The following is a 25,965-nucleotide window of genomic DNA, read 5'->3' on the forward strand; positions in this document are numbered from 1 at the left end:
GCGGACCGGTCTCTACGGGGTAATCGTCAGTTGCAATTGGCGTACTACCTCTTTGGCGGTTTCAACGTCGCGGTTCATACCGATGAACGTAACCGTGTAGGTGCCCGGCCGGGTGAAGGTGTACAGGTAAGCAGGCGGCATGTTGGCCCCCGTGTTTTTCACCGTCAGGCCCACGTCGGGGCGCACCGTTTTCAGATTCACCGCCGACGTGATGAGCCAGTCGTCGTTATCCTCAACGCCGGTAGCGGTGCCGGGGTCGAGCGAGATGGGATAAGCCGTCCGGATCAGGATGCCGCTGGTATTCGACAGGCTGTTGGCTGCCGAGATGCCGGCCGTTCCGACGTTCCAGGCCACGGCGTTGTTTTTCTGGCTCACCTGCACCCAACCTGTGTTGGCAAAGGTGTTGAAGAGGTTCGTGACCGTGCCATCGGGTAGCCGGTTAATCAGCACCGCGTTCTGAATTTGCCACCGACGCTGAGCCGCTGCGGCATTCCGTTTGCCAATAAACCGGAAGGCAATGTTCACCTTTTCGGCCGTGGCAAAGTCGTTCAGATTCAACGAGTCGGAGGTGGTAAAGGTGGTGGCCAGCGTGGTGGGCCAGCGGGTGTTGCGGCTCGTGATGTCGGTCCAGCGGGCGGCCGTTACACTTGCGGCATCATACCCAGCCAGATTAGTCGAAACGAGCAACCGCAGCGAATCCTGACCGGGCAACACGCCCTGCTGCATGGAGCTTTGAAACACAAGCCGGTTTTCGCCTGTGCCGCTCGTACGGGTGCGCTGTTCGTACCGACGGCCAATTTCGCCGGAAAAGAAAACGACCTGATCGATGTTGCCACCCGTAAAGCTAAACCGGACGGGCTCGCCCACGCGGAACGTTGTTTTTTCGGTCGAGACGGAGAAGGCATCCGGAGCCTCAACCTGTACGAGTTGGCAACTGGCCATCAGGGCCACGAAGCCTATTGAATATCGAATTGCTTTCATGATGGATGTTTAGTTTTTGGTTTTTGGTTTATCGTTTTTGGTGTTTCCCAGTTCGGTTTAGAGGACATAAACTTTCTGTTCCATGAAAGGCTATGTTCTGCACTCGCCTGAACCAAAAACCAAAAACGATAAACCAGAAACCCCTTTACCAGCCGGGGTTTTGTGTAATGGCCGGGGCCCGGTCGATTTCGGTGGCCGGAATCGGCAGCAGGGCGTGGCGTGGGAAATTCTGCACCAGGTTGTTGGCGGCTACCGTAGCGGCCGTCTGGAGCGTTGAGGGTGCGTTGGCGGCTACGTCGGCCTGAATCCGTTGCATGGCCTGTTGCAACATGCCCCAGCGCAGGAGGTCGGCCCGGCGGACACCCTCAAAACACAACTCCCGCGACCGCTCGTCCATGATGTCCTGCACTGAAAACGTGGCCACATCGACCGTGGGAGACGGGGTACGCGGGTTTTGTCCGAAAGCCCGCCGACGCACCTGATTGTAGTACTCCACGGCTTGTGCACTTGGTGATCCATTAATGCGCAAATCGGCTTCAGCGGCCATCAGGAGTACGTCGGCGTAGCGGATGATTGGGAAGTTGCACGAGGTGTTGTTCTGTAAGCGGACCTGCGGCACGTTTAACTCGTATTCCCGACGCCATTTGCCCACGGGCCGGTCGTACGCGGTAGGGTAGGCACTGCCAGCAGCCGTTACGTTGACAGCCGTAACCCGGCCACCCTCTACTACGGCCGTAGCGGCTGCACCCGTCCCGGCCGTGGCCGAAAAACTCACCGTGGGGGCCGATGTATAGCCCTGCCCCGGATTTTCGACCACGATGGAGCTGATGGCCCCCGTGGGCGAGGTGAGCGCCAGCGCGGTAGCGCCGGTGCCACCCCCGCCCGTCAGGTTCACCCGCAGAATATCGAACCGGTTGGTGGTGTTGTCGCGGTAAATAAACGGGGCAATGGCCCAGTCGCGCCGTTGGTCGCCGGGGGCGAAGAGCCGGAACAGGCGGTTGTGCGCCCGGTACGTACCCGACGAAAAGCCCACGGGCGCGTTGGCGCTGGCGTTGGGGCTGGTTACGCCCATGAGCGCACCCAGCTGCTGCGTCACGGGGAAGCCCGTAGCGGCAAAGGCCCCCGTCTGGTTCGATTTCGACAGAAAAGCCGCGTCCCAGATTCCCTCTGTTATGTTGGGGTCGTTAGCGTTGTTCTGCATGTTGTTGATAAACAGCCGGGCATAAGCCGGGGTGTTGGGGGCCTGCGGCAGCGGTGTTGCGTTGAGGCTGTGCGCGTTGCTGGCAATCAGTTTCTGCGCCCACTCCAGAGCCAGGCGGTACTTGGCCCCATCGTTGACGGGGTTGCCCGCCATGCTCATGCATACCCGCACCAGCATGGCCTGCACCGCCGACCGGGTCACGATGGTAGGCGTGCCGGTCTGCTGAATGGTCTGCACCAGTGGCTCGGCCTTCGTCATCTCGTCGATGATAAACTGATACACGTCTTTAGCCGGGGTTCGGGGCAGGTTGAAATTGGTGCCCATGTCCGTGGTCAGCTGGGTTTTCAGCGGCACATCGCCGAAGTGAGTCACCAGCAGGTAGTAGTAAAACGCCCGCAGAAACATAGCCTGCCCCTTGATGTTGTTCCGGGCCGTTTCGTCCATTTTTGGAATATCCACCACGTCGAGCAGTACGCTGGCCCGTTCGGCCCCGATGTACAGGTTACGCCAGAAATTGGCAATGTTGGCCTCGTTGCTGCCAATGTTGTACAGCTCGGTCAGGATGGTGCCGTTGGTGACCCCGTTCCGAAAACTCTCGTCGGCTCCGGCCACCAGATACCCCCAAAGGCCCTGCCCATAAAGCTGATCCTGCGAAAGCACGTTGTACACGCCCGCCAGTTGCCCCGAAAGCTGGGCTTCGGAGGTAAAGGTGGTGGGCCGAAAGAAGATGGGTTCCAGACTGACGTCTTCCTGACACGAGGTGGTCAGCGCCAGCACCGAACCTAACAAAAGGGTGATGTATGATTTTTTCATGGAATTGCGCTGAATGGACGGTTAGAACGTGACGGTAGCACCGGCTGTGATTGTGATGGCGCGGGGGTAGGGCGTGAAATCGTAGCCACCCGCCAGCACCGAATAGCCTGAGCTGGGTTGAATAAACGTGTAGCCCGTGCCGGTTGCCGTAGCGTTGACACCCGTACCCCCAATCGGGCTGTTGGCCGGGTTCGGTGAACGGTACGTCGATACTTCGGGGTCAATGCCCGAGTAGCGGGTAAACGTGAACAGGTTCTGCGCCGACCCAAACACCCGGATGCTGTTGGCGCTGATTTTTTTGGCCCAAACAGCGGGCAGGCCGTAGCTCAGCTGCACGGTTTTAATACGCAAAAACGATGCGTCTTCGATCACCCGCGATGAAGGCCGGGGGTTGGGCGATCCGGCGTCGCCCTTGAGGTTGTAGCGCGCCCGTGGAATATCGTTCGTTGGGTTCGAGGGGGTCCAGCGGTCGGCGTAGGTGGCAAACTGATTACCGTTGAGGAAATACCCGCCCGTCGATTCAAACGCGATTCGGTTGGCATTGAGCACCTTGTTGCCGTAGCTCCACTGGGTAAATACGCTCAGGGTGAGCCCTTTGTAGGTAAAGTTGTTCGACAAACCACCGGTGTGGATGGGTAGCGGAGTGCCGAGGGTAGTCTGATCGTTGGCATCCACTACGCCATCGCCGTTGATGTCTACGTACTTTGGGTCGCCGGGCTGCACGTTGGCCGAGTAGGTGGGTACGCCGTTGCGCAACACGTAAGCCCCGTTGGCCAGCCGGTCGAAATCGTCAAACTGATACACCCCGCCCCACTTGTAGCCGTAGAACTGCGAAATGGGGGCTCCGGCGCGGGCTATCCATGCCGACGCGCCACCGGGCAACCCCCAGGCCGTGAGTCGGGCGTCGAGGCCGTCGTAAAAGTTCAGGATCTTGCTCCGGTTGAAGCTGATGTTGAAATTGCTCGTCCAGCTAAAGTTTTTGCGCTGCACGTTGGTGGTTTGCAACGTAAACTCGAAGCCCGAGTTGCGGAGGTTCCCCGTGTTCTGAAACTGTGAGTTCGTTCCATTGCTGTAACCTGCCAGAAACGGAAGTGGTACACCCAGCAAAAAGTTGCGGGTCCGGCGGTTGTAGTAGTCGGCTTCAAGTTCGATGCGGTTGTTCAGGAACGACAGGTTCAAACCGAGGTCAAACTCATTGGTGGTTTCCCAGGTCAGGTTGTCGTTGCCGTAGAAAAAGGGCACTACGCCAAGGCTGTAATTATTGTTAAACGGGTAGCCGTGGCCCGTGTTCAGGGCTCCGTACTGCGAGAGGTAACTAAAATCGCCCACTTTGTTGTTGCCCACAGCCCCGTAGCTGAGCCGCAACTTGCCGTCGCTCAGAATATAGCTGAATTTCTTCATGAAGGGTTCTGCCCCAAACCGCCACGCAAACGCCCCCGACGGGAAATAGCCCCACTGCTTACCGGGCGTGAACTTCGACGACCCATCCGACCGGGCCGAGAACGTAAACAGGTAGCGGTCGCGGAAGGTGTAGTTGGCGCGAGCCAGAAACGAGAACATCTGCCAGTGCGAGCCCGACGTAGCCGGTCCTGTAGCCGTACCCGTGTTGAGGCTGATAATGCCGAGGTACTCGGTGGCGGGCGGGATGTTGATGACCCGGAACCCGTGCGAGGCCGTGCGGGCGTACTGGTACGTGAACCCCACGAGGGCGTCGAGGCTGTGGTCTTTGCCGAACCGGTTTCGGTAGCTCAGGATGTTCTCGTTGAGCCAGTTGCCGTTGATCACGTTGGTGTACCCGCCGTTGATGCCGTTGGGATTGGCAATGGCCCCGGCCGCATTGCGGAATAGGTTACCCTGAATGGTTTGTGAGTTGTAAAACGTCTCCTGCCGCAGGGTGGTGGTGTTCAGGCCGCCCGAAATACGCAGTTTGAAATGATCCAGAAACGAGTACTCCAGATACGCGTTGATGGTAGCCGTGTTGTTAATGTTTTTCCGGTACTCGTTTTGTGCCTGTACCAACGGGTTAATCAGGTTGTCGCCGAGCGAGGCCGTGCTGTTGCCGCTCGAAAAGTCCTGAAAGGCGATGCTGTCGATCAGAGCCGCAGCCAGGTCCTGATTGCCCAGCCCCGATACCGGGCGGTACTGCCACATGCCCTGCACCACCCCGCCCCCGTTGGCCCCTGAGGGTACCGTGCCGTAGGTTGAGGTGTTGGCGTAACTACCCGCGAGCCCGACTTTCAGGCGGCTCCGGATGTGCTGATCGAGGCTGAAACGGCCGTCGTACCGGCGTAGACCCGTGTTGATCACAATCCCTTTCTGGTCGAAAAGCGAACCCGACACGGCAAACCGGGTGTCGGCGTTGCCCCCGCTGATGTTGAGCGAGTGGGTCATCTGCGACCCCTGCCGCAGCACCTGATCCTGCCAGTCGGTGCCGGCCACATTGCGGTACGATTCGAGGGTGTTGTTGGGGTCGTTTTGGCCGAGGTAAATGGCCCGGAACCGGTTGAAGGGCGCGGCCGGGGTGCTCGTGATGCTGTCGAGTTCGAGCTGTAGCCGTACAAACTCGTACGGGCTCATCATTTTAACCCGGCGCACGTCGCGCTGAACCCCGCCCGACACGTTGTAGGTAACCCGCACCGGGCCGGGTTTGCCCCGCTTCGTGGTGATCAGAATAACGCCGTTTGCCCCGCGGGCACCGTAAATGGCAATAGACGACGCATCTTTCAGCACTTCGAGCGATTCAATGTCGTTGGGATTGATGGCGTTGATGTCCATGTTCTCGATCGGAAACCCGTCGATCACAAACAGGGGCGACGAGTCCTGACTGACCGAGCTGCCCCGCACCACAATGTTGGCGGCCGAGCCGGGCTGACCGTCGCCGGAAGTAACCACGACCCCGGCAATGCGACCCGCCAGTGCCTGATCGTACGAGGGAACCGAAGCCCGTTGCATCTCTTCCACGTTGGCCTTGCCCACAGAGCCAGTCACGTCTTTTTTCCGCACTTCGCCGTACCCCACCACGACCACCTCTTCCAGGCTGTTGTTGTCTTCGGCAAGGGTAACGGTCAGTTTTTTCTGGTTGCCCACGGTCACGGCCTTTTTCAGAAATCCAATCGAGCTGAACAGGAAGATGCTGCGCTCAGAGGGCACCTGGATCGAAAACCGGCCGTCGGCATCGGTGGTGGTGCCGGTGTTGGTGCCCTGCACCAGAATGTTCACGCCCGGCAGGGTACCCCCTTTGGCGTCGGCTACCGTGCCGGTTACGGTAATCCGGGTTTGTTGGGCCGTGGCAAATGGCAAGGTCAGCAGGGTCAGTAGCAGAGCCATCAGTACCGATCGGCCCGGCAGCAATGGGTGCGGGCCTGTGCGTTGAGCGGCCCGGCCAGTAGTTCGGGGGCGTAAAGTTGGTGTCATAAACATACGAGTGAAGCGGGTTGAATCAGCGGCCCGATTGGGTCGGGGGTTGGTTATTGAGCATTTTTTCGATTTCGATACCGGCAAACAACACCGCAAACAGGCCGTGGGTGTCGTTGTCGTAGAAGGGGCGCGTGAGGTAGTAGTTCACATCTTCGGAGCACATGGTACCCATACAGATGTTGTGCACCGTGCCGTCGGGGTCGATCTGGGTTTTGAGGGCATCCCAGGCGTTCATGACCGCCGGTTTAAATCGTTTGGCGTCGAGCCAGCCGTGCTGAATCCCGCGTGCCATGCCCATCGCGAAAATGGCCGTTCCAGACACCTCCCTGGGTGAGTCGGGCCGGTCGAGCACGTTGAGCCAGAATCCGCTCTTGTCCTGCAGGCGAGCCAGCGATTCCATGTGTTTGCGGAAATGATTCAGTATGGGTTTGTACCGGGGGTGGTCGGCGGGGAGGTTCATGAGTACCTCACTCATGGCCCACACGGCCCAGCCGTTGGCCCGCGACCAGTGCGGGAGTTTGGCCGGACGGTTTGAGTAGCGGGCGTGCATGTAGAGGTTGGCGTCGGCGTCCCACACCTGTTCGTTGAAGCCCATCACCTGACTCGCGGCATCGTCCAGAAAGGCTTTTTTCTGCGCCGGGTCGGTCACGTAGCGTGAGGCCTGCACCAGAAACGGGATGCCCATAAACATATCGTCGACCCAGGTGGTGTATTTCTCCGGTGTAGTGCGGGTGTAAATGCCCGAGCCCGGCAACCGAAGCTGTTCGTTCTGAGCGTAGTGGAGCATTTTGTCGATAAACTGTACGTACTCCGAGCGTCGGGCAAAAGTTGGTTGTTGCCGTAGCCGGTACACAAACGGGATAGAGGGCGCGAGCGTGAAATCGAGCAGGGGCGTGTTTACCAGATGGTAGTTGGCCGAAGTTACGGCGTTGAGAGCGCCTACCTGATGACTCACAAACGGGATACTTTCGAGCTGGAAATCGCAAAACCGGCTGGCGTATTCGTCGTATTGTTTCTGGCCCGATAGTTCGGCTAAGTGCTGCATGGCCCAGGCAACACCCCCGTTATGGTAGTTCCAGTGGTAGTTGGTGCCCCATTCCTTCGAGTCGATCAGGTCGCCCAACACATCAACTTTCGGAATAGTCCAGGTTACGGGGCTGTCGAGACCAACATACATTCGCCCAAACCGAATCTCTTTTTCGGGCCCGTACGCCGTGCGCAGGCCCGTGCGGGCGTTGGCCGTGGTCGGGTTGGCAAACGGCCCCATGATAAGCCAATTGGTCATTTTGGCCACACGGGGGTCTACGTCGGGCACGTTGGCCAGCCCAATGGCCGGGTAGGTTATTTTCTGGGCCAGAATCGCCCCTTTCTGGCTCGGCGGTTGCAGGTACACCCGCCATTCGTTGCCGCGCGTTTCCGATTTAATGAGCAGTTGGTTGGCGCCTTCTTTCAGCGTCAGCTGCAACTGATTGGGGAGTTCAATGCTCCGCTCTTCGTGCTCCAGTTTGATGCTGTGGTCGCCTTCTTTTTCGTAAACTACCTGACCGTTGAGCCAGATCTTGCAGCCATCGTTATGCTCTACCTGCATGGTCAGGGTCTGAGCCTGAGGGCTGGTGAGGTGGGTGTAGGCGTAGGCAACGGCGGGTTTACCGAGAGTCAGGCTACGCCCGAAGTCGACTACGTGCAGGCCGTTGAAAGTCTGACCCACGGGCCGGGGCACCAGCTGATACCGGAAGGGGGTGTCGCGGATGAGTTTGTCGCCGATGCGCTTCACCACCGCCAGCGGGGTTTCGGTCGCGCCCGGCTGAGCCGCTACGTGGCCGCCCCAGCCGAGCAGGGCAACGAGAAACAAAGAAATCGTTTTCATGCGTATGATCTGGAAAGTCGAGCCTGTCTGGGGCAGACAGGAGGAGAAACAGCCTAAAACAATGGGGTATGGGTGAAATAGAACCTTGGCGGTATTATTTTGCACAAAGTTTATTTCTGGCGGCTCGCGGGGCTTGTCTGAATGTTGCAAATGCTGTTTCGAGTGTTGCAATGTTTGAGAAATCGGAAAAGCCCCTGTCAAATTGAACGACAAACGGGGGTTACAATGCAGACAAGACCGTGACTGTCTCCTATTTCCATGATGGACTTCTATCCCAACCGAACTATACCTTGCTTATCGTTTCTGGCCCGATGGGCTTGCCTCCTCGCCGGTCTTGTGGGCGCATATCTGTCCCATGCCGGGCCAGTCCTGCAAACCGAAAACCGGCCGGTCATTATCTCCGACTTGTTATTTGAGCATTTCCGTAGCCGACAGGGTCTGCCCGACGACCGCATCCGGGCGTTCCATCAGGATCGGCAGGGTTACCTCTGGGTGGGTACAATGAACGGGCTCGCCCGATACGATGGGTACTCATTTCGGAAATTCTACCGGCAGCCGGGACCGAACGGGCTGGTGGGTAACTGGATCAATGCCATCTGCGAAGACAGCAGCGGGAATCTGTGGTTTGGCACCAAAGAAGGACTGAGTTTTTTCGACCGGCAACGCGAGCAGTTTACCAGCTTCCGGCAGCAGCCCGGCAAGGCAAATTCATTGGTCAACAACCTGATTACCTCGCTTTGTTTTGATCGGCAGGGGGTGTTGTGGATTGGCACAGCGGGTGGGTTGTGCGCCTACGACCCGGCCCGGCAGACGTTTCGGCAGTACCGGCAATACCCGCTCAACGAGTACATCGCCCGAATTATCCGCTCCGATGGCCCCTACCTCTGGGTGGCGACCAATGCCGGGCCGGTGCGGTTCGATGTGCGGACGCAGACCGGGCAGCACTTTCCGGTCGAAGCCCGACCCGGTCCCTACGGGGAGCGGTTCTGGTCGGTGATTGAACTGAACCGCCAACTGTACTTAGGCACGGGAGCTGAGGGTTTGCTCCGGCTCCGGTTCGATGCCAAACAGAACCGCTACGTGGGCTTTGAATCGGTGAACCGGTTTGCAGGCAGCACGGCCTCCCTCGACCGCACCGAGATTTACGATATTTGCCCGACGCCCGCGGGGGGCGTGTGGCTGGGTACCAACCGGGGCGTGGCCTATATTGACCGGCTGGGGCACCCCGACGCCCGTTTGCAACTGGTACAACACAACCCCGTGGTGGAGCAAAGCCTCAGCCACGACCGGGTATACCGGCTTCTGCTCGACCGAACGCAGGTGCTTTGGTGCGGCACCGAGATGGGGCTGAACAAGCTCGATCTGGGTCAGATGCCTTTTCGGTATTTCACCTTTGCCAATCAACAGTCTAAAGATCAGATCCGTAGTATCACCGCCGACCGCCGGGGCACCATCTGGCTCGGCACGAGTAAATCGGGCCTGTATGCTTACCAACCCGCCGACCGCTCGTCGGCGTATTATCGGCTGGGTACCGATGCCGGTTTTCAGAATTACCACCGCTCGGTGGCCATCGACAGCGCGCAACGCCTGTACGTGGGCACGCTCAATGGGGTGTTTCGGCTCGATGCCGCGCGACCTTCGGCCGTGATCGACGTGCTGCCCGGCACTACCGTGTTTGCCATGCTGACCGATTCGCGCGGGCGGGTCTGGATTGGCACCCGGCAGGGTCTGCTCCGCATCGGGCCCGATGGTAGCCGTACCAACGTGCCCATCCGAGCGGCCAATGCCGAACTGGTGCGGGCTATTTTTGAAGATCACCGGGGCGGTATCTGGATCGGTTTTGAAAACGCGGGCCTGTTTTATCTGGATCCCAATACGGGGCAGGTTACCCACCTGTCGGCAACGTCGGCGGGGCAGGGGTTGCTGGGCTCCACGGTCTACGCCATTGTCGAACAACCCAAAGGCACGATTTGGGTCGGTACCGAGTCGGGGCTGAACAAACTGACGCTTGGGCCAGCGCACCGAAATAGGGGAACCTCTACGCCGGGGCCGATAATGGTGGCGCAGTACACCGAAAAAGACGGCCTGCCCGATCCCTCAGTCAACGGTATTTTACCCGATCGGCAGGGGCATTTGTGGATGAGCACACTCAAAGGACTGGTGCGTTTCGAACCGGCCAATGCGTCGGTGCGGGTGTACCTGCCCACCCTTATTTTCAGCCATAACTGCCACTACCGCTTTCCCGACGGGCGGTTGGTGTTTGGCACTGCCGATGGGTTTGTGCTGTTCGACCCCGCCCGGATTCCGACCGACGATTCGCCCCCACGCGTGGTGATCGACAACCTCAAACTGTTTAACCGCGAAGTGAGCATCGGGCAAACGCTCAACGACGATGTTCTGCTGCCCCGTACCCTTTCTGACTTGCCAACCCTCCAACTGAATTACCGCAACAATGTGTTTACGGTGGGTTTTACGGCGCTTCATTTTGTGAACCCCGCCCGGAATCGCTACGGCTATCGGCTTGTAGGCTTCGACCGAAACTGGACGCTCACCGATGCGGGCAACCGGTCGGCTACCTACACCAACCTCGACCCCGGTACGTACCGGTTTGAGGTTCGGGCGGCCAACAATGTGGGGCATTGGGTGAGCGCACCCACCGTGCTGACGGTTGAGATGTTGCCGCCCCCCTGGAAAACCTGGTGGGCCTACACGTTGTATGTCCTGTTGCTGGCGGGGGCGCTGTACGCGGTTGGGCGGTATCTGCTGCTGGTGGCCCGTCAGCGGCAACAGTTGCTGTTTGAGCAGCGCGAGAAAGAGCAGATGCAGAAGCTCAACGGACTCAAGCTGGAGTTTTTTACCGACATCTCGCACGAATTCAGAACCCCCCTCACGCTCATTACCAGCCCCGTTGAAGATTTACTGACTAACCCGAATCTCGACCGGAAAACCCGCGCGACCGTGCAGCTGATTCAGCGCAACTGCCAGAAACTGCTCCATCTGCTCGACGAACTGATGACGTTTCAGAAACTCGAACAGGGTAAACTCAAGCTTAAACCGGAGGAGCTGGATCTAGTGGCTTTCGCCCGCGAAGTATTCGACAGTTTCGAACCACTGACGGTAAAAAATGGCCTTGATTACCGATTTACGGCCTCAACGCCTTCCCTGCGGTTTACGGGCGATCCCGATAAGCTCGAAAAAATTCTAAACAACCTCCTGAACAACGCCATCAAGTTTACGCCATCGGGCGGGTACGTGCAGTTGAAGCTGACGGTTAATCCCGGCCTGCAGCAGGTGGTGATCGAGGTGGAGGACTCGGGCAAGGGCATCACGCCCGATGAGCGGCAGCACCTGTTTGAGCGATTTTTTCAGTCCGAAACCAACAAGTATGGTGTTGGCGTAGGGCTTTCGCTCACCAAAAGTCTGGTAGAACTGCATGGAGGTCAGATCGGGGTAGAGAGTGAGCCCGGTCGGCGGACCTGTTTTACAATCACCTTGCCCGCGCCACTTGCCCCGCTTACAACCGCGGCTCCGCCGGTAGTGCGGGAGGTTGCGCCTGAGCCGCTTACCCCGGCTTTACCCACCCGCCCGGTTTTGCCGCTGCGCGACGACCGGCCGGTGTTGCTCATTGCCGACGACCATGATGATATCCTTGACTATCTCGAAGGGCTTTTTGCCCATAGTTACCGAATTGTCAGGGCTGCCAACGGGGTTGAGGCTCTGCGGGCGATTGGGAAGGGAGAACCTGATCTGATTATCAGTGACGTAATGATGCCCGAAATGGACGGGATCACCCTTTGCCGCACGCTCAAAACTGACCTGAACACCTGCCATATTCCGCTTATTTTGCTGACGGCTCGCTCGGCCATTGCGCATCAGATCGAGGGCATCGGTACCGGGGCCGACGACTACGTACCCAAGCCGTTTCATCCCGAACTGCTGCGGGTGCGGGTGCAGAGTTTGCTGGAGTCGCGGCAACGGCTGTTCGAAAAGTTTCGGGCGGGTGGGGCTGTTCTCCCTAAAGACATCGCCCGGAACCCGCTCGATGAGGCTTTCCTGCAAAAGGTGATGGACATTGTGACGGCCAACCTGAGCAACGACGAGTTTAGCGTGGAGCAACTCGGCGAAGGGGTAAACATGAGCCGGAGCAACCTATTTCGAAAACTGAAAGCCCTCACTGATCAAACCCCGGTCGAATTTATTTACTACCTCCGGCTCAAGCACGCGGAGCAGCTCCTGCTCGAACGTCGGCTGAATATTTCCCAGATAGCCTTTGAAGTTGGCTTCAAAAGTGCGTCGGCCTTCAGCAAGGCGTTTCGTAACCAGTTTGGCAAAGCTCCCAGCGAATATCTGAGCGATAAACTTGCCGGGCAGCTGTCACCCTAACCCTGCCTAAACGAGGTGACGGCTTCGGGCAAAGGCCGGCTTATTCCTCGCGCTGACTATACACCGATTTCCGGTAGGCGATACCCCAACTGGCCAGTTCCAGAATAAGCGGGGCCAGCGTTTTGCCGTGCTCGGTGATGCTGTATTCCACCGTGATGGGCTTGGTGTTCATTACCGTTCGGCTGACTAACTGATTCATTTCCAAGTCCTGGAGCTCTTTTGAGAGCATTTTGGTGCCGATCCCCCGAACCTCCCGGAGCAAATCCATAAAACCGAGCTTGTTGCCCTCAATGAGCGTACCCAAGATCTGAAATTTCCATTTGCCCGACAGTACGCTCATCGCATCGCCAATGGCCTGCATCCGAACCTGACATACGGGCGTGTCGTTTACCTGTGCCTTCTTTTTCATAGTCTGTTGTTGGTTAATCAGTTGATTATCTGATAAATGGGTAAATGTAGTTTCTTCGAGGAAACTACTTTCTAAAAGGAAACGCATAGCAAATGTACAGCATTAGCTCGGTAGTTTTGTTCTGTCATTCACCCGCCAAACGGCACTGGATCGGCAACCGACCATGATTTACAAATTTGTATTAACCATCCTGACCATGCTTGGCAGCGTAGGCTGCGGAGCTCAGACAACGAGAAAAATGGAAGAACTTAAAAATCCACTCTTGTGCGACCCGGCCGAGGGCATCTGCGCCATCCCAGATAGCACCACCGGCACCACCGTTTCGGTACAAACCGCCGATAAACCCATAAAGGTACTTTACTTCACCGACCCCATCTGCTCATCGTGCTGGGGCATTGAACCACAACTGCGAAAGTTGAAACTCGAATACGGCAACAGTGTCGAAATCGAATACCGGATGGGCGGCTTACTGCCCGACTGGAGCTACAATAGCGGGGGTATCAGCAAGCCCTCCGACGTGGCCCATCACTGGGATGAAGTGAGCGTGCACTACGATATGCCTATTGATGGTGATGTTTGGCTTGAAGACCCGCTCGCGTCATCGTATCCGCCTTCCATTGCGTTCAAAGCGGCTCAGATGCAGGACAAAGCAAAGGCGGTGCTGTTTTTGCGCGAGCTTCGGGAACTGGTTTTCCTGAAGAAAAAGAACATCGCAAAATGGGAAAACATGGCTCTTGCCGCCCGCAAGGTGGGGTTGAATGTTGATCAGCTTAAAGCCGATGTCGATGGTAAGGCCAAAACTGCCTTCGAAGACGACCTGAAACTGGCCAGGTCGATGGGGGTTCGGGGCTTCCCGACGCTGTTTTTTGCCAATAACCAGGGCAATGGCGAGGTGGTATATGGAACCAAACCTTACTCGTTTTATGAGGTGGCCGTGTTGAAACTGCACGGAAACGCCACCAAAAAGGAATACGGTAAAGACCCGCAATCGCTCTTTTCGGTTTATCGTTCACTGACGGCCAAAGAGTACGGCGAACTATCGGGTACACCGAGAGCTACAGCCGAAGCACAACTGGACGAACTGACCGCGCAGGGGTATCTGGAAAAACTGACCACCAAAAACGGCTCGATCTGGACCAAAAAGTAAGCCGACCTATCATGACCGATGCTTTGGTAAAGGTTCAGTTGTTCGTGTACGGGTTGAAGGTGTGTTGTATCCGGGCCGGAAGGCTCAGCGGATGTAATTTAGTCCGTTGAGCCTTCCGGTTTTTTATGGATTGATAAACCGGGCAACTCAGATGCAGATAACTTTTCTCTTAAATTTTGAACAATGTTCAAAATTTAAGTTTAGCTTTGCAACGTAATGATAGAACATGGGAGTCGCCGAACGCAAAGCAAAAGAAAAGGAAGAATTACGCAACCACATTTTGGCTGCAGCCATGCGGCTGTTTGCCGAAAAAGGAGTGGATAACGTAACCATCCGTAACATTGCCGACGCGGCCGAGTACAGTGTAGGGACAGTCTATGTCTATTTCAAAGACAAGAGTGCAATTCTGCATGCCCTACATACGCAGGGGTTCTCGGACCTACGAAGCCGGTTTCAGATTCTGACGTATGTGGCGGATCCGATGGAGCGGCTGAAGGCCTCCGGGCATGTGTATGTGCAGTTTGCTGTCGAGAATCCCCATATGTACCAGCTTATGTTTAGCGTTGCCGACCCCATCGATCACGTCGAGTGTGCTCCTGATGGCAAATGGCATGAAGGGCAGAGCACGTTCAATTTTTTGCGGAACATGGTTCAGGCATGCGTGGATGCCGGGCATTTCGGCGGACATCAACCCGTCGCGCTGGCGTATTTGATCTGGGGTGCAGTGCATGGTATTTGCTCACTGTCCATCATGAAGCGGGCGTCGGTCACCGAATTAAGCAACCCCGTTGGCGAAGGATTGGCCGAATTCTTACGGCTACTGGACAAGCTCTAAATTTTTTGCCCAATTAATGAACAATGTTCAAATTTAAATCGCAGTTCAAATAGTAGTCTGTAATCTTGTCATATTCCTGAAATAAACCGTAGAAATGACACTATCAGAAAACGAAAAAAAGCGTCTGCGAAACCGGTACGGTTCGTGGGCAGTGGTAACCGGAGCCTCGTCGGGTATCGGTCGGGAGCTGGCCAAACAGCTGGCGAGTGCGGGTTTTGGGCTGGTGCTGGTGGCCCGGCGCGAAGCAGTGCTGGCTGAGGTTGCCAGCGAACTGCAGCAAACCTATCAAACCGAGGTTCGGCTTGTGCTGGCCGATCTGGCCGGGCCGGCTGGTGTAGCCGCGCTCGTCAAAGCCACGGAGTCGCTCGGAGTGGGGCTGCTGGTGGCGTCAGCGGGCTTCGGTACGTCGGGGCAACTGGTCGACGCCGACCTGGAGGACGAAGTTGACATGTTGCGCGTGAATTGCGAAGCCTTGTTGCGGTTGACCCATGAGTTTGGGCGTCGGTTTGCCGGACAGGGTAGGGGTGGGCTCATTCTGTTATCATCCATGGTGGCTTTTCAGGGGGTACCCTTTGCGGCTCATTATGCGGCTACCAAAGCGTATGTGCAAACCCTGGCGGAAGGGCTCAGCCGCGAACTGAAACCGGCCGGGGTCGATGTGTTGGCCGCAGCGCCGGGCCCGGTTCGGAGTGGGTTTGGGAGCCGTGCCAATATGCGGATGGACATGGCTCTGGAGCCCGAACAGGTGGGCGTACCAATTCTGAAGGCCCTGGGTCGGCAGACGACGGTGTTGCCGGGGTGGCTGACCAAATTGCTGGTGTACAGTCTGCAGTTGGTGCCGCGTTCGATCAAAGTGCGCATCATGGAGCAGGTTATGGGAGGCATGACCCAACATCAACGCGTTGCAACGGTCGGGCTATGAGGTATTTTCTGGAAACATTGCGGGTTCGTAATGAGCTTCTTTGGGGGTTTGGGTGGTTGTGCCTCGCCGGGGCTGTCGTTTGCTTAGTGCTGACGGCCTTCAGCCGAACGGAAGTATACGGGGCAAACGTCTGGTACAAACCGGTTAAGTTTTACCTGTCGGTGGCCATCTTTTCCTGGACGGTGGGTTGGTATAGCGCATACCTGCCGCAGACGCATTCGCTCACCTGGTTTTCGTGGAGCGTAACCGTTTTGTTAAGTCTGGAACTGGTGTACATCACCGTGCAGGCGAGTCGGGGGCAGGCCTCGCATTTTAATACGTCAACCCCGTTTTACGCCTACATGTGGGTCGGAATGGCCCTTGCGGCCATTGGGGTCTCAATCTGGACAGCGTATCTGACGACGCGCTTCTTTGGCGAAGGACTTACGCCCTTGTCACCGGGTTATTTGTGGGCCATCCGGTTTGGGCTGGTGTGGTTTGTACTGTTTTCGTTGCAGGGTTTGATGATGGGTAGTCGCATGGCCCATTCGGTGGGCGGGGCCGATGGCGGGGCGGGCCTTCCGGTGCTAAACTGGAGCCGAAATCATGGCGATTTGCGGATTGCCCACTTTCTGGGGATGCACGCTCTTCAGATAATCCCGTTACTGGCTCACTACCTGCTCAAAGACCTGTGGCAGGTGATACTTATAGCGTTGCTGTATGCACTTGTGACGGTGGGCGTTTTGGTTCAGGCGTTGATGGGCAAACCGCTGGCCCATCTGTGGGCGTCTCTGGGCTAATAGGGACTGGACTCAAGGGGCTCATGTCGCCCCGGAGCACGGGTCAGGGCCCCCTCCTCTTTCTAACCAAACGTGAATTATCGATAATTGTATTACAACCAGCTGTTTAACAAATGATTGCTGACGCTTGGGCCTTCGACAGGCTCAGGCTGACTGGCGGCTCTCAAGTTTATAGTCAGCCTGAGCCTGTCGAAGGCCCAAGCGTCAGCCATTATGCATAATTCACGTTAACAAAACAGGCTGTGAAAACCTCGTTCACAGCCTGTTTGCATTACCTACCCTAAACCTAAGAACCTAAACACTTACGCCAATACGATCTGTCAATTCTCCTGACAAGCCGCGGTGATAGTCGTTGTACTGGCTGGAGATACGTCGATAAATGGCCCTTCCTGACCGGTGCTCCAACGTACAGTGCCGGTACACCCCAAGGCGGTAAGTCGTACGGTTTGCCCTTCGCAGATCTGGGTTTTGGTTGCCACAATTCGAAACACCTCCGCTGCCGTTACGGTCAGGGTAAACGGTTGGCTCAAAACGTCAGACCCGTACCGAACCCGCACCGCATATGTGCCGGGCGGCAAACCGGCCGGTACCGCAAACCGCAGACCCGTGGTATTGCTTGTCAGGCTGGCTACCGTGGCCGATTGCGCCCCCGTTAGCTCGACCGTGAAAGGGGTCACGAGATCAAACGGGCACCCGGTGGGGTCGGTAGCATAGCTTACGTTCAGCGCACTACCCGCCCGCGCTGTGGTCGACGATGGGGTGGGCGGGCTCTCAAAGGCCGTATTACCTGCCAGATTGATATTCAGGCTCGCCGTGCTGCTGAGGCCGTTGCTCGTGTTGGTTACGGTCACCGAGTACACGCCGACAGCGTTGACTGTCGCCGAACTGCCCGATGTGCTCACAATGCCCGGTCCCGAAAAGTTGTAGGTGAGTGGACCCGTAGCGGCACTGGTACTCACCGCGAGCGTCAGCAAGGGGTTGTTGCAGGGTAGTACCCCGTTGTTGGAAGCCAGCAACTGCGCGCCCGGCGGAGCATCCATAGCATTGAGCAGGGTGTTGAAATTGGCGAATCCGTCACTCAGGGGCTCACCTCGCCCTCCCGAAACCAGAAAAACCTGTTCGTTGGCGGGCAGAACCAGATTGGCCGGTGCGCCCGGTACGGCCGTGAATGTCTGCGGGGTTTGGGGCTCATTGTCGGTGCGTGAGTAGTACAGCTTGTGGATGGTGCCGGCCGTAAGCGAGGTGCTCACATCGAGGGTGATCTGGGCGTTGCCGAGGTTACGGAATGCCCGGTACGACTGCCCGTTGAGCTGCACTATCAGTCCTTTCAGATCGCCATTCGAAACCCGGCTGACCGTGGCATCGCCCACGGCTCCGTTCTGCCGAATTTCAATCACGAAATACTTGCGCGTGTCGCCGGCGTACGTGTACAGGTTCGTGCCGTCGGAGAGGTTATATCGGAAAATGATCTCTTCGGCCGTCGGGAAATCATCGCGCAGGATACCGGCCGTTCCGGTGCTGATTTGGGTGAAATCGTGGTCGTGGACAATGGTTTGCAGGTTGCCGTACGCATACCGTTTGTTCGCTTCCAGCACCGTAATGCTTTTGGGATTTTGCAGTTCGCCCCGCCCGTAGGTAAACCGCACCCGCCCGTCAATCTCAAGGGCCTGGGCCGGGTTGCCATTCTTCGGAAACGTTTCGACCACGCCGATTATCCGGTCGGGTAGGGTAATCCACTGCTGAAACGTACCCCAGTCGCTATCGAAGGTGGTGGGCCCCACGTTTTGCCGTTGCAGCCCGCCCGACGCCGAGAAAGCCGTAGCTGTTTTCGTCACGGTTGTCTTGGGCTTGATGCGGGTGGATGTGTACACCCAGTCGCGCCATTCCTGGTTAGCTGAGGTCCGAACGTGAACCTTTGAATGTACCGCCATCAGAGCCGCATTCAGTTCGTCGCGGTTTACGCCGTTGACCGTCTGGCGGCCTGCCTGGGTCGTCATCGCGCCCACAAACGTTTGCATACCGGGTAAGCCACCGGGCGAGGTTGTCCCGACGACTTCACTCGCATCCACATCGCGGCCCGAAATCGCGTACGAGAAACGGCCGTAGCGGGCGCGTGGTCCCTGAATATTACGGTCGTACACGACGTAGTTATCGGGTAGGGGTTTTGCGGTGATGTCGTTCCGGTAAAAGGATACGTTGAGAGGGCTCGGAAGCTGCTTGCGGAATACCGAGTTGTAGCCCGTACCAAACAATGCCCTGAACTGGTCGAGTTGGCCTTTCAGGTAGGGGTTGCCCGTCACAAAAACGAGCGGCTCCCCCGAAAAGCCCGATTGGCCGTTCCATTGTGTTTTCCACGATGGGGCCGTAAAAAACTCGGGCACCTCAGTTGGTTCGACGCTGATTAGCTCATAGTTGGCCGTTTTTGAGATAGCCGTCAGGGCCTCGGGTACGTCGAGCACGGCATGGATCTTGGCCAGCGAGGTGGTGGTGCCGCCGTGGTAATTGGCCACTTCGTTTTGTTCGCGAATGTAGCTGTATGCTCCGTCCGGGTAGATGCACTGGGTGTTGAGCGAAGTCACGATGGTCCGGGCAAAGTTGGTCCAGTCGGTGCGGTTTCGGTGCAAACCGGTCTGGGCCAGCACTTCGGCATACGACACGTCGCGGTTCACGTAGGTGCCACCGGCCAGCCCCGTTTGGGCAATGGTGAAATAAATGCCGCCCATGATGTCGGAGGCATTGCGCATACGGTTTTTAAAGGTGGTGGGGATATAGTCGGCAAAGGAATAGTCGGCCATGCGCCAGCTGTACGCAAACGTAGGCGACGCAAACCAGTCGTTCAGGCCGCTTGTGGTGGCTCCGGGCACTTCGTCGATTTCACCGCTGGCGCCGTGCGTATTGTAGTCGTCGGCTGAGGCATACAGAATATGCAGGAAACGGTAAAACAGATCGGGGTTGTACCGGTACTCACTCAGGGGAGATACCAGCAGCCAGTACAGGCTTTCGGCGGTGGCACCGGTCTCCCGAATGATAGGGGCGAGCCCGCGCCCACCCGGAAACACCATCGAAGCAGAGGTGGATTTGGTGGTTGTGAGCGGGGGTAAGCCGGATTGCGATGGCGGGAACGCCTGCCCCAGGTACGTACCGGCCCAACTGTTCATGGCCTGAATAAACGGGTTCGTGGCGGCTGACGTGTGGATTGGCGCGGGGAAAAAACCAATTCCTTTATCGGGTACCAACGGTACGGTGGTGGCTGTCAGGGTATTGATGTCGGCCTGCAGGGCGTTGGCTTCGTCGGTGAAGCCCGCGTTGGCGGCTAACTCCTGCCGTTCGCGGGCCACCTGAATGGCTGTCAGACGTAAATCCTCCAGGGTTCCCACCGTTGAGGCCGGGCGCATGGAAAAATCATCGAACCAGAACTGCTTGGGGCAGGGACCCTGCGGCAATGAGGCTCCGGTAGTGCCGGTGCCGGTATTGGGCCGCACCGATATCCGCATACCTGTGCGCTCGGCCTCGGTCCAGCCCGACAGGTCGACTACGGCCCGGTACTTCCGCCAGCCGGTGGTCGACGAAAACGAGGAGGCCGTGCCGGTGACCGTCCCCGACGTTTCGCCCCCGTTGGCGGTGGCCGCAGCCGTTGATTTAAACACGTTTAGCGTCACGAGCGATACGCCGTCCGACTTCATGAAAAAGCTCACCTCGTAACTGCCAGCCGCCACCGGTTGCGACAATACCTGATACAGCTTGATGTCGTTACGGTTGGTGTGCTTCGTGATGCGCATGTACAGCGACTGGTTGCCTGAGTTGCGGTCGGTGGTGGTAATGACCGAGCTACCGCTTGAGCAACCCGTTGTGGGACCCGAACAGAGGGTAGTGGTACTGCACGTTCCGGTCACGAACGTGAGCTGCCACCGTCCCTGTACCGCTGTCCCCGAAACAGTGCCGCTCAGGTTGGTGGTGTAGCTGCTGGTGCCAGCCGTGATGCCCTCAAAACCGGGGTCAGTAACCAGATTGGTTTGGGCCCGGAGGGGTAACCCCGCCAGCCAAAACAATGAGAAGAAAAGGAGTAAGCGTGGGAGCATAGAAGACAGATTGATGCACGTGAGATTCTGTACAAAGCAAGTTGTACGGCTCCTTTTGGGCTTGTCTCAGTTGGTCAATTCCTGTTCTCTATGTCTCATTGTTGGCTTCTGGCGGGGTTTTATGTGAAAAAACGCGTTTGGGCCGCCGGTTTCAGATGGCCCGGTCGAGATGAACGTACCCCCCGTCGACGTGGAACAGCTGCCCGGTTGTGTGGCTCGATTTGGCCGACAGCAGAAACGCGACCATCTGCCCAATTTCGTCGGCGGTAGTCATCCGATTTTCGAGCGGAATTTTAGCGGTGATGGCCGCGAGTTTGGCCGCCGGATCGGGGAACGTCTCTATCCAATGGGCGTACAGGGGCGTGAAACATTCGGCCACAATCAGGGCGTTCACCCGAATGCGGTACGGCAGTAGTTCCACGGCCCACTCGCGGGTGAGCGCGTTGCGTCCGCCATTGGCCGCGGCATAAGCCGAGGTATTGCCCTGACCCGTCTCGGCTGTTTTGGAGCCAATGTTCACAATGCTCCCCCCGCTTGCCTTGAGGTAGGGGAGGGCGTGTTGCGCCATCAGGTAATAATGTACTAAGTTTTTGTGCAGCGAGTCGATAAAGGCGGTGTAGCTCCCGTGTTCGAGACCTACGCCATCGTTCACGCCAGCATTGTTCACCAGTCCGTCAATTCGCCCAAAGGCGGCAACGGCTTCCTGCACAGCCCGGGCGCAGTGGTCGGGTTGGGTGAGTTCGGCCTGAATGGCGAAAGCTCGGCCACCGGCGGCTTCGAGTGTAGCGACGGCGGCCCGGTTGTCGGCCTCGTTACGACCGATGATAACCGGAATGGCTCCTTCGGCCGCGAGCACCCGGCAGATGCCTTCGCCAATGCCTTTGGCTCCGCCTGTTACGAGAATAACCTTGTCGGTAAGTTGTAAATCCATGTCTGATTTGGTTAGAAAAAAAGAAAGCCAGCACGCAATCGCATGTGGCTTTCGGTTGCTCCAACCTTTTTTATTGAACGAAAAATGAGAGTAGCCCATCAATCATCGCCGTGGAGCCGAGGTAAAGCGGGCTGCGCTGATGAATGGATTGTGGCGGAATATCCAGAATATCAAGGGCTCCGTCGATGGCTTGCCCACCGGCCTGTTCCATGAGGTAGGCGAGGGGGTAGCACTCGTACAAAAGCCGCAGTTTGCCCACGGGTAAAACAGTAGTGGGTGGGTACAGGTAAATGCCGCCCTTGAGCAGGTTTCGATGGAAATCGCCCACGAGTGAGCCAATGTACCGACCCGCGTACTGCTGCTCGTGGCAATAGTCGAGGTATTGCTGCACACCGGCCGGAAACAGCCGCCGGTTGCCTTCGTTGCACGAGTAAATGCGGCCCTGCTGTGGAATCTGCATGAGGGCGTGCGACAGAAAAAACTCGCCGAGCGATTGGTCGTACGTGAATCCGTTGACGCCATGCCCGGTGGCATACACCAGCATGGTCGAGGAGCCGTACAACACATACCCGGCAGCTACCTGCCGTCGGCCACCCTGCAAAAAGTCGGCTTCGGTGGGCTCGGTGCCTGTGGGCGAGACCCGCCGGTAAATAGAGAAAATAGTGCCGATGGACACGTTTACGTCGATGTTCGAAGAACCGTCGAGCGGGTCGATGGCGACCACGTAATGCGCCTGTCGGTTACCGGTCTGAATGATGGCGTCGCGCTCTTCCGACACAATGGCGGCAACTTCGCCCCCGTTGGTCAGGGCGCGGATAAACCGGATATCGGCCACCACATCGAGTTTTTGCTGGCTCTCGCCCTGCACGTTGGCGGTGCCGAAAGCCCCCGTAATGTCGATCAGACCCGCCCGGTTTATTTCGCGGTTCACCACTTTGGCCGCCAGCGCAATGTCGCGCAGAAGTTGCGAAAGCTCGCCCGACGCGTGCGGAAACGCGGCCTGATTTTGCATGATAAACCGGTCGAGCGTAATGCCAACGGGTAGGGCAAGCGGATGTTCGTCTGTGCGCATACGTGTGTCGTGAAAAAAGATAGCCTCCGCTCAAGCCGACGAAGGCTATCCAACTAACCTATTTTGAACTAATCTTCTTCGGTAAAGGCCCGTACGGTCTGCCGTGCCCTGCCCAGCCCATCAATGCCCAGCTCCACCACATCGCCGGGTTGGAGGTAGGTGGGCGGATTCATGCCCAAGCCAACACCCGGCGGGGTGCCGGTCGAGATAATGTCGCCGGGCAGGAGGGTCATGAACTGACTCACATACGCAATCAGGTGCGGGATGCCAAAAATGAGGGTGCGGGTGTTGCCATCCTGCCGGGTTTGGCCGTTCACGGTGAGCCACAGCCGGAGGTTGTTCACGTCGTCAATTTCGTCGGGCGTGACCAGGTAAGGGCCCATCGGCGCAAACGTGTCGCAGCCTTTACCCTTGTCCCAGGTGCCCCCGCGCTCCAGCTGAAACGCCCGCTCCGACACGTCGTTGTGCAGGCAATACCCCGCCACATACTGCATGGCGTTGGCCTCAGTCACGTACCGCGCCCGCCGACCGATCACCACCGCCAGTTCGACTTCCCAGTCAGTTTTGGTGGAGCCGCGCGGGATCTCGATGTCGTCATTTGGGCCAACGAGGGCCGTGCTGGCTTTCAGAAAAATGACCGGCTCGGTTGGGATGGCCGCGCCGGTTTCGCGGGCGTGGTCTTCGTAGTTCAGCCCGATGCACACAATTTTGGAGGGTCGCGCCACCGGTGCCCCCAGCCGTGCGCCCTCAGGGATGCGGGGCAGCAGATTTTCAAGCTGTTGCGGAATGCTGTTGATGTGATTGCGCAACCGGACCAGGCCATCTTCGGCAAAGAAAGCCTCGTCGTAGTCGCGCACCAGGGCCGATGCGTCGTAAAATTTTCCGCCCAGTTCCAGGCCGGGTTTCTCGTTCCCGGCGGGGCCAAAACGTAGCAGTTTCATAATGCTTAGTTGTTTAGACGGACAAATCCGCCGTCGATGGGGTAATCGCAGCCGGTGATAAAGGCGGCTTCGTCGGAGCACAGGTACAGGGCCAGGGCGGCTACTTCGTCGGGTTTGCCCATGCGGCCAATCGGCTGACTTTGGGCCAATTTCTCAAACATTTCGGGTTCGCGGCCGGGGTAGTTTCGGGCCAGGAACCCATCGACAAAAGGTGTGTGTACCCGCGCCGGGCTGATGCAGTTGCAGCGGATGTGATCGGCCAGGTAATCGCGGGCTACCGAGAGGGTCATGGCCTGCACAGCCCCCTTGCTCATGGAGTAGGCAAACCGGTCAGGAATTCCCACCAGGGCGGCAATGGACGACAGGTTGAGGATAACCCCGCCCCCCTGCGCCTGCATGAGCTGCACCACCGCCGACAGGCAGTTGTACACGCCTTTCACGTTGACCGACACCACCCGGTCGAAGTCGGCCTCGGTCGTTTGGTGCAGTTTCCCGACGTGGGCAATGCCGGCGTTATTGACCAGCACGTCGATCCGGCGAATTTTGCCGATCGTATGGTGTACCTGCCGGGCGTTGGCCACATCGCAGGCATGTACGAAGGCGTTTCCGCCCTCGGCCCGGATCGCATCGGCGGTTTGGTTGGCCGTGTCGGTGTCAAAGTCGAGCAGGTGAACGGTGGCTCCCTGTTGCGCAAACAAGCGCGAAATAGCCGCCCCAATTCCGCTGCCTCCGCCCGTAATCACGGCACTTTTATCGGTTAGTTTAAACATCTTCTGTCAGCGTCCAATCACTCATTCAGTCATTCTCCTCAGTGCGCTCCGTCCAGCTTGCTTCGTTTCTCGCCAGCCAGTTCAAGGGGTTTATACCGGGCGTTGGTGATTTTAAGCACCACGGGGTTCGGCCATTTGTTGTTGGTGTACAGTCGGTGCCCGTTTACGGCGCTGATGACCAAGCCCAGGGGTGTGGCCTGCCAGTTGATCGACGCATCAAAACCTTCGCGGTACTCGACCAGCTTACTGTCGTATCCTACCACGCTCACTTTGGTTTGGGCAGAGCCTTCGAGGGTTTTGAACACAAACTCTTTCCGGTCGCCGTACTTCCATTCTGTACCGCCCGGCACGAAAGCGTAGACCGCATTTTCGCGGGTGCTTTTCACAAACCAGATCGGCCCCTCGCGGGTAACGTCCCACGACCGCACGCCGTGGATGCTCTCGCCGTTGACGAGGTTCCACAAGGCTACTTCCCGCAAGAGGGCCTCCTGCTCAATCTGGATTTCGCCGTTGGGCTTGGGGCCTACGTTTAGCAGCAGGTTGCCGCCCTTGGCCCGGGTTTCGATGAGCATATTGATAATCTCGGTGCCGGTTTTGTGCGGGTCGTTGGTGGGTTTGTACTGCCAGTCGGTGCCCATGGTGTAGCACGACTCCCAGGGGCCGGGCAGCGGCTTGTCGGGTATTTTCTGCTCAGGCGTGTTCATTTGCCCCCGCGTTACGACCACGTTGGGTTGCAACTGCCAGGCGTACTCTTTCAGGCCCTCGGCCGGTCCGTCGAAAAACAGAATGTCGATTGGGCCGTAGTTGGTCAGCAGCTCTTTCAACTGGGCTTTGTCGAGGGCCATCAGACCAGGGTTGTTGGCCGGAAAATGCTGCGGGTGCTGCAACCGCCCGATGGGAATTTTATGTTCGTACAGATAATTAAAATCCTCGGGAGAGAAGTACAGGCCCACGGCAATCCCCTGTTTGCGGAAGGCGTCGAGCACTTCGCGAACGATGTCGCGCTTGAAGGGGCGGTCCGCCGACGAGCTACTACCCACACTAAAGGGCGTCGTTTTGGTGGGCCACATGCAGAAACCTGCATGGTGTTTGGCCGTGAACACCACGTATTTCATGCCCGCGAGCCGGGCGAGGGTCGCCCACTCTTCGGGGTCAAACTTTTTCGGGTTGAATGTCGCGGGAAGCTCTGTTGTGAAGCGATTCAGATAATCTTCGGAAGCCCCGGCCATCGAATGGCTAATCACGGCCCCCACCTGCGAATCGAGGCTCCAGTGAATAAACATGCCGAAACCGAGGTCCATAAACCACTGCTCACGCTCGGGTTTATTGGCTGTTTGTTGCGCCTGAGCCGAAGTTAGGCTCAGGCCGATTAGCAGAAGTAAAAAAAGTTTTTTCATGTCTACCTGAAAAATGGATGG

At 57.6% G+C, this 25,965-nt stretch carries 16 protein-coding genes; 5 read left to right on the plus strand and 11 right to left on the minus strand.

What is annotated here, in order from left to right:
- Positions 1–12: 12 nt before the first annotated feature.
- The 4 genes from RUDLU_RS0125255 to RUDLU_RS0125270 form a co-directional block, all read right to left on the minus strand.
- Positions 13–981: a DUF5017 domain-containing protein gene (locus tag RUDLU_RS0125255; RefSeq protein WP_019991240.1), complete on the minus strand. Its 969-nt coding sequence runs from the start codon at positions 979–981 to the stop codon at positions 13–15.
- A gap of 145 nt (positions 982–1,126) precedes the next feature.
- Positions 1,127–2,995 (minus strand): RagB/SusD family nutrient uptake outer membrane protein, encoded by a 1,869-nt coding sequence (locus RUDLU_RS29025; RefSeq protein WP_019991241.1) that lies wholly within the window; start codon positions 2,993–2,995, stop codon positions 1,127–1,129.
- Between the two features lie 21 nt (positions 2,996–3,016).
- Positions 3,017–6,409: a SusC/RagA family TonB-linked outer membrane protein gene (locus RUDLU_RS28280; RefSeq protein ID WP_169578079.1), complete on the minus strand. Its 3,393-nt coding sequence runs from the start codon at positions 6,407–6,409 to the stop codon at positions 3,017–3,019.
- Positions 6,410–6,434: 25 nt separating this feature from the next.
- Positions 6,435–8,279, minus strand: a complete 1,845-nt coding sequence (locus RUDLU_RS0125270; RefSeq protein WP_019991243.1) for a glycoside hydrolase family 88/105 protein — start codon at positions 8,277–8,279, stop codon at positions 6,435–6,437.
- Between the two features lie 258 nt (positions 8,280–8,537).
- Here RUDLU_RS0125270 and RUDLU_RS0125275 point away from each other — a divergent pair, with 258 nt between their 5' ends.
- Positions 8,538–12,662 (plus strand): hybrid sensor histidine kinase/response regulator transcription factor, encoded by a 4,125-nt coding sequence (locus RUDLU_RS0125275; protein ID WP_083940657.1) that lies wholly within the window; start codon positions 8,538–8,540, stop codon positions 12,660–12,662.
- A 40-nt stretch (positions 12,663–12,702) separates the two neighbouring features.
- Here the strand turns inward: RUDLU_RS0125275 and RUDLU_RS0125280 are convergent, their stop codons facing one another.
- Positions 12,703–13,071 carry a winged helix-turn-helix transcriptional regulator gene (locus tag RUDLU_RS0125280; protein WP_019991245.1) on the minus strand — a complete coding sequence of 123 codons (369 nt, stop codon included), beginning with the start codon at positions 13,069–13,071 and terminating at the stop codon, positions 12,703–12,705.
- 238 nt (positions 13,072–13,309) lie between these two features.
- Between RUDLU_RS0125280 and RUDLU_RS0125285 the strand changes: the two genes are divergently transcribed.
- The 4 genes from RUDLU_RS0125285 (at position 13,310) to RUDLU_RS0125300 (ending at position 16,754) form a co-directional block, all read left to right on the plus strand.
- Positions 13,310–14,218 carry a ClpXP adapter SpxH family protein gene (locus RUDLU_RS0125285; protein WP_211220228.1) on the plus strand — a complete coding sequence of 303 codons (909 nt, stop codon included), beginning with the start codon at positions 13,310–13,312 and terminating at the stop codon, positions 14,216–14,218.
- A gap of 226 nt (positions 14,219–14,444) precedes the next feature.
- Positions 14,445–15,053, plus strand: coding sequence for a TetR/AcrR family transcriptional regulator (locus RUDLU_RS0125290; protein WP_019991247.1), 609 nt, complete (start codon positions 14,445–14,447; stop codon positions 15,051–15,053).
- Between the two features lie 94 nt (positions 15,054–15,147).
- Positions 15,148–15,975, plus strand: a complete 828-nt coding sequence (locus tag RUDLU_RS0125295; RefSeq protein ID WP_019991248.1) for an SDR family NAD(P)-dependent oxidoreductase — start codon at positions 15,148–15,150, stop codon at positions 15,973–15,975.
- Positions 15,972–16,754, plus strand: coding sequence for a hypothetical protein (locus RUDLU_RS0125300; protein ID WP_019991249.1), 783 nt, complete (start codon positions 15,972–15,974; stop codon positions 16,752–16,754). Before RUDLU_RS0125295 ends, RUDLU_RS0125300 begins: the two co-directional genes overlap by 4 nt.
- A gap of 320 nt (positions 16,755–17,074) precedes the next feature.
- On the opposite strand, the gene RUDLU_RS0125305 is transcribed toward RUDLU_RS0125300, so the two are convergent.
- The 6 genes from RUDLU_RS0125305 to RUDLU_RS0125330 all read right to left on the minus strand — a co-directional run bounded on the left by RUDLU_RS0125305 (position 17,075) and on the right by RUDLU_RS0125330 (position 25,944).
- Positions 17,075–20,833: a COG1470 family protein gene (locus tag RUDLU_RS0125305; RefSeq protein ID WP_044129700.1), complete on the minus strand. Its 3,759-nt coding sequence runs from the start codon at positions 20,831–20,833 to the stop codon at positions 17,075–17,077.
- 151 nt (positions 20,834–20,984) lie between these two features.
- Positions 20,985–21,764: an L-fucose dehydrogenase gene (locus tag RUDLU_RS0125310; RefSeq protein WP_019991251.1), complete on the minus strand. Its 780-nt coding sequence runs from the start codon at positions 21,762–21,764 to the stop codon at positions 20,985–20,987.
- Positions 21,765–21,834: 70 nt separating this feature from the next.
- Positions 21,835–22,836 (minus strand): class 1 fructose-bisphosphatase, encoded by a 1,002-nt coding sequence (fbp, locus tag RUDLU_RS0125315; protein ID WP_019991252.1) that lies wholly within the window; start codon positions 22,834–22,836, stop codon positions 21,835–21,837.
- Between the two features lie 68 nt (positions 22,837–22,904).
- Positions 22,905–23,777 (minus strand): fumarylacetoacetate hydrolase family protein, encoded by an 873-nt coding sequence (locus tag RUDLU_RS0125320; protein ID WP_019991253.1) that lies wholly within the window; start codon positions 23,775–23,777, stop codon positions 22,905–22,907.
- Positions 23,778–23,782: 5 nt separating this feature from the next.
- On the minus strand, positions 23,783–24,547 hold the full coding sequence (locus tag RUDLU_RS0125325) for an SDR family NAD(P)-dependent oxidoreductase (protein WP_019991254.1): 765 nt from the start codon (positions 24,545–24,547) through the stop codon (positions 23,783–23,785).
- Positions 24,548–24,585: 38 nt separating this feature from the next.
- A complete protein-coding gene (locus tag RUDLU_RS0125330; RefSeq protein ID WP_019991255.1) occupies positions 24,586–25,944 on the minus strand; it encodes an alpha-L-fucosidase in 1,359 nt (452 codons plus the stop codon).
- Positions 25,945–25,965: the final 21 nt, after the last annotated feature.

Source organism: Rudanella lutea DSM 19387, assembly GCF_000383955.1.
In the GTDB taxonomy this organism is placed as follows: domain Bacteria; phylum Bacteroidota; class Bacteroidia; order Cytophagales; family Spirosomataceae; genus Rudanella; species Rudanella lutea.

Bases quoted from the DNA above. Each gene is read 5' to 3' on its own strand.
- RUDLU_RS0125255 (WP_019991240.1), bottom strand. From the start codon at position 981: ATGAAAGCAATTCGATATTCAATAGGCTTCGTGGCCCTGATGGCCAGT.
- RUDLU_RS29025 (WP_019991241.1), bottom strand. From the start codon at position 2,995: ATGAAAAAATCATACATCACCCTTTTGTTAGGTTCGGTGCTGGCGCTG.
- RUDLU_RS28280 (WP_169578079.1), bottom strand. From the start codon at position 6,409: ATGACACCAACTTTACGCCCCCGAACTACTGGCCGGGCCGCTCAACGC.
- RUDLU_RS0125270 (WP_019991243.1), bottom strand. From the start codon at position 8,279: ATGAAAACGATTTCTTTGTTTCTCGTTGCCCTGCTCGGCTGGGGCGGC.
- RUDLU_RS0125275 (WP_083940657.1), top strand. From the start codon at position 8,538: ATGATGGACTTCTATCCCAACCGAACTATACCTTGCTTATCGTTTCTG.
- RUDLU_RS0125280 (WP_019991245.1), bottom strand. From the start codon at position 13,071: ATGAAAAAGAAGGCACAGGTAAACGACACGCCCGTATGTCAGGTTCGG.
- RUDLU_RS0125285 (WP_211220228.1), top strand. From the start codon at position 13,310: ATGGAAGAACTTAAAAATCCACTCTTGTGCGACCCGGCCGAGGGCATC.
- RUDLU_RS0125290 (WP_019991247.1), top strand. From the start codon at position 14,445: ATGGGAGTCGCCGAACGCAAAGCAAAAGAAAAGGAAGAATTACGCAAC.
- RUDLU_RS0125295 (WP_019991248.1), top strand. From the start codon at position 15,148: ATGACACTATCAGAAAACGAAAAAAAGCGTCTGCGAAACCGGTACGGT.
- RUDLU_RS0125300 (WP_019991249.1), top strand. From the start codon at position 15,972: ATGAGGTATTTTCTGGAAACATTGCGGGTTCGTAATGAGCTTCTTTGG.
- RUDLU_RS0125305 (WP_044129700.1), bottom strand. From the start codon at position 20,833: ATGCTCCCACGCTTACTCCTTTTCTTCTCATTGTTTTGGCTGGCGGGG.
- RUDLU_RS0125310 (WP_019991251.1), bottom strand. From the start codon at position 21,764: ATGGATTTACAACTTACCGACAAGGTTATTCTCGTAACAGGCGGAGCC.
- fbp (WP_019991252.1), bottom strand. From the start codon at position 22,836: ATGCGCACAGACGAACATCCGCTTGCCCTACCCGTTGGCATTACGCTC.
- RUDLU_RS0125320 (WP_019991253.1), bottom strand. From the start codon at position 23,777: ATGAAACTGCTACGTTTTGGCCCCGCCGGGAACGAGAAACCCGGCCTG.
- RUDLU_RS0125325 (WP_019991254.1), bottom strand. From the start codon at position 24,547: ATGTTTAAACTAACCGATAAAAGTGCCGTGATTACGGGCGGAGGCAGC.
- RUDLU_RS0125330 (WP_019991255.1), bottom strand. From the start codon at position 25,944: ATGAAAAAACTTTTTTTACTTCTGCTAATCGGCCTGAGCCTAACTTCG.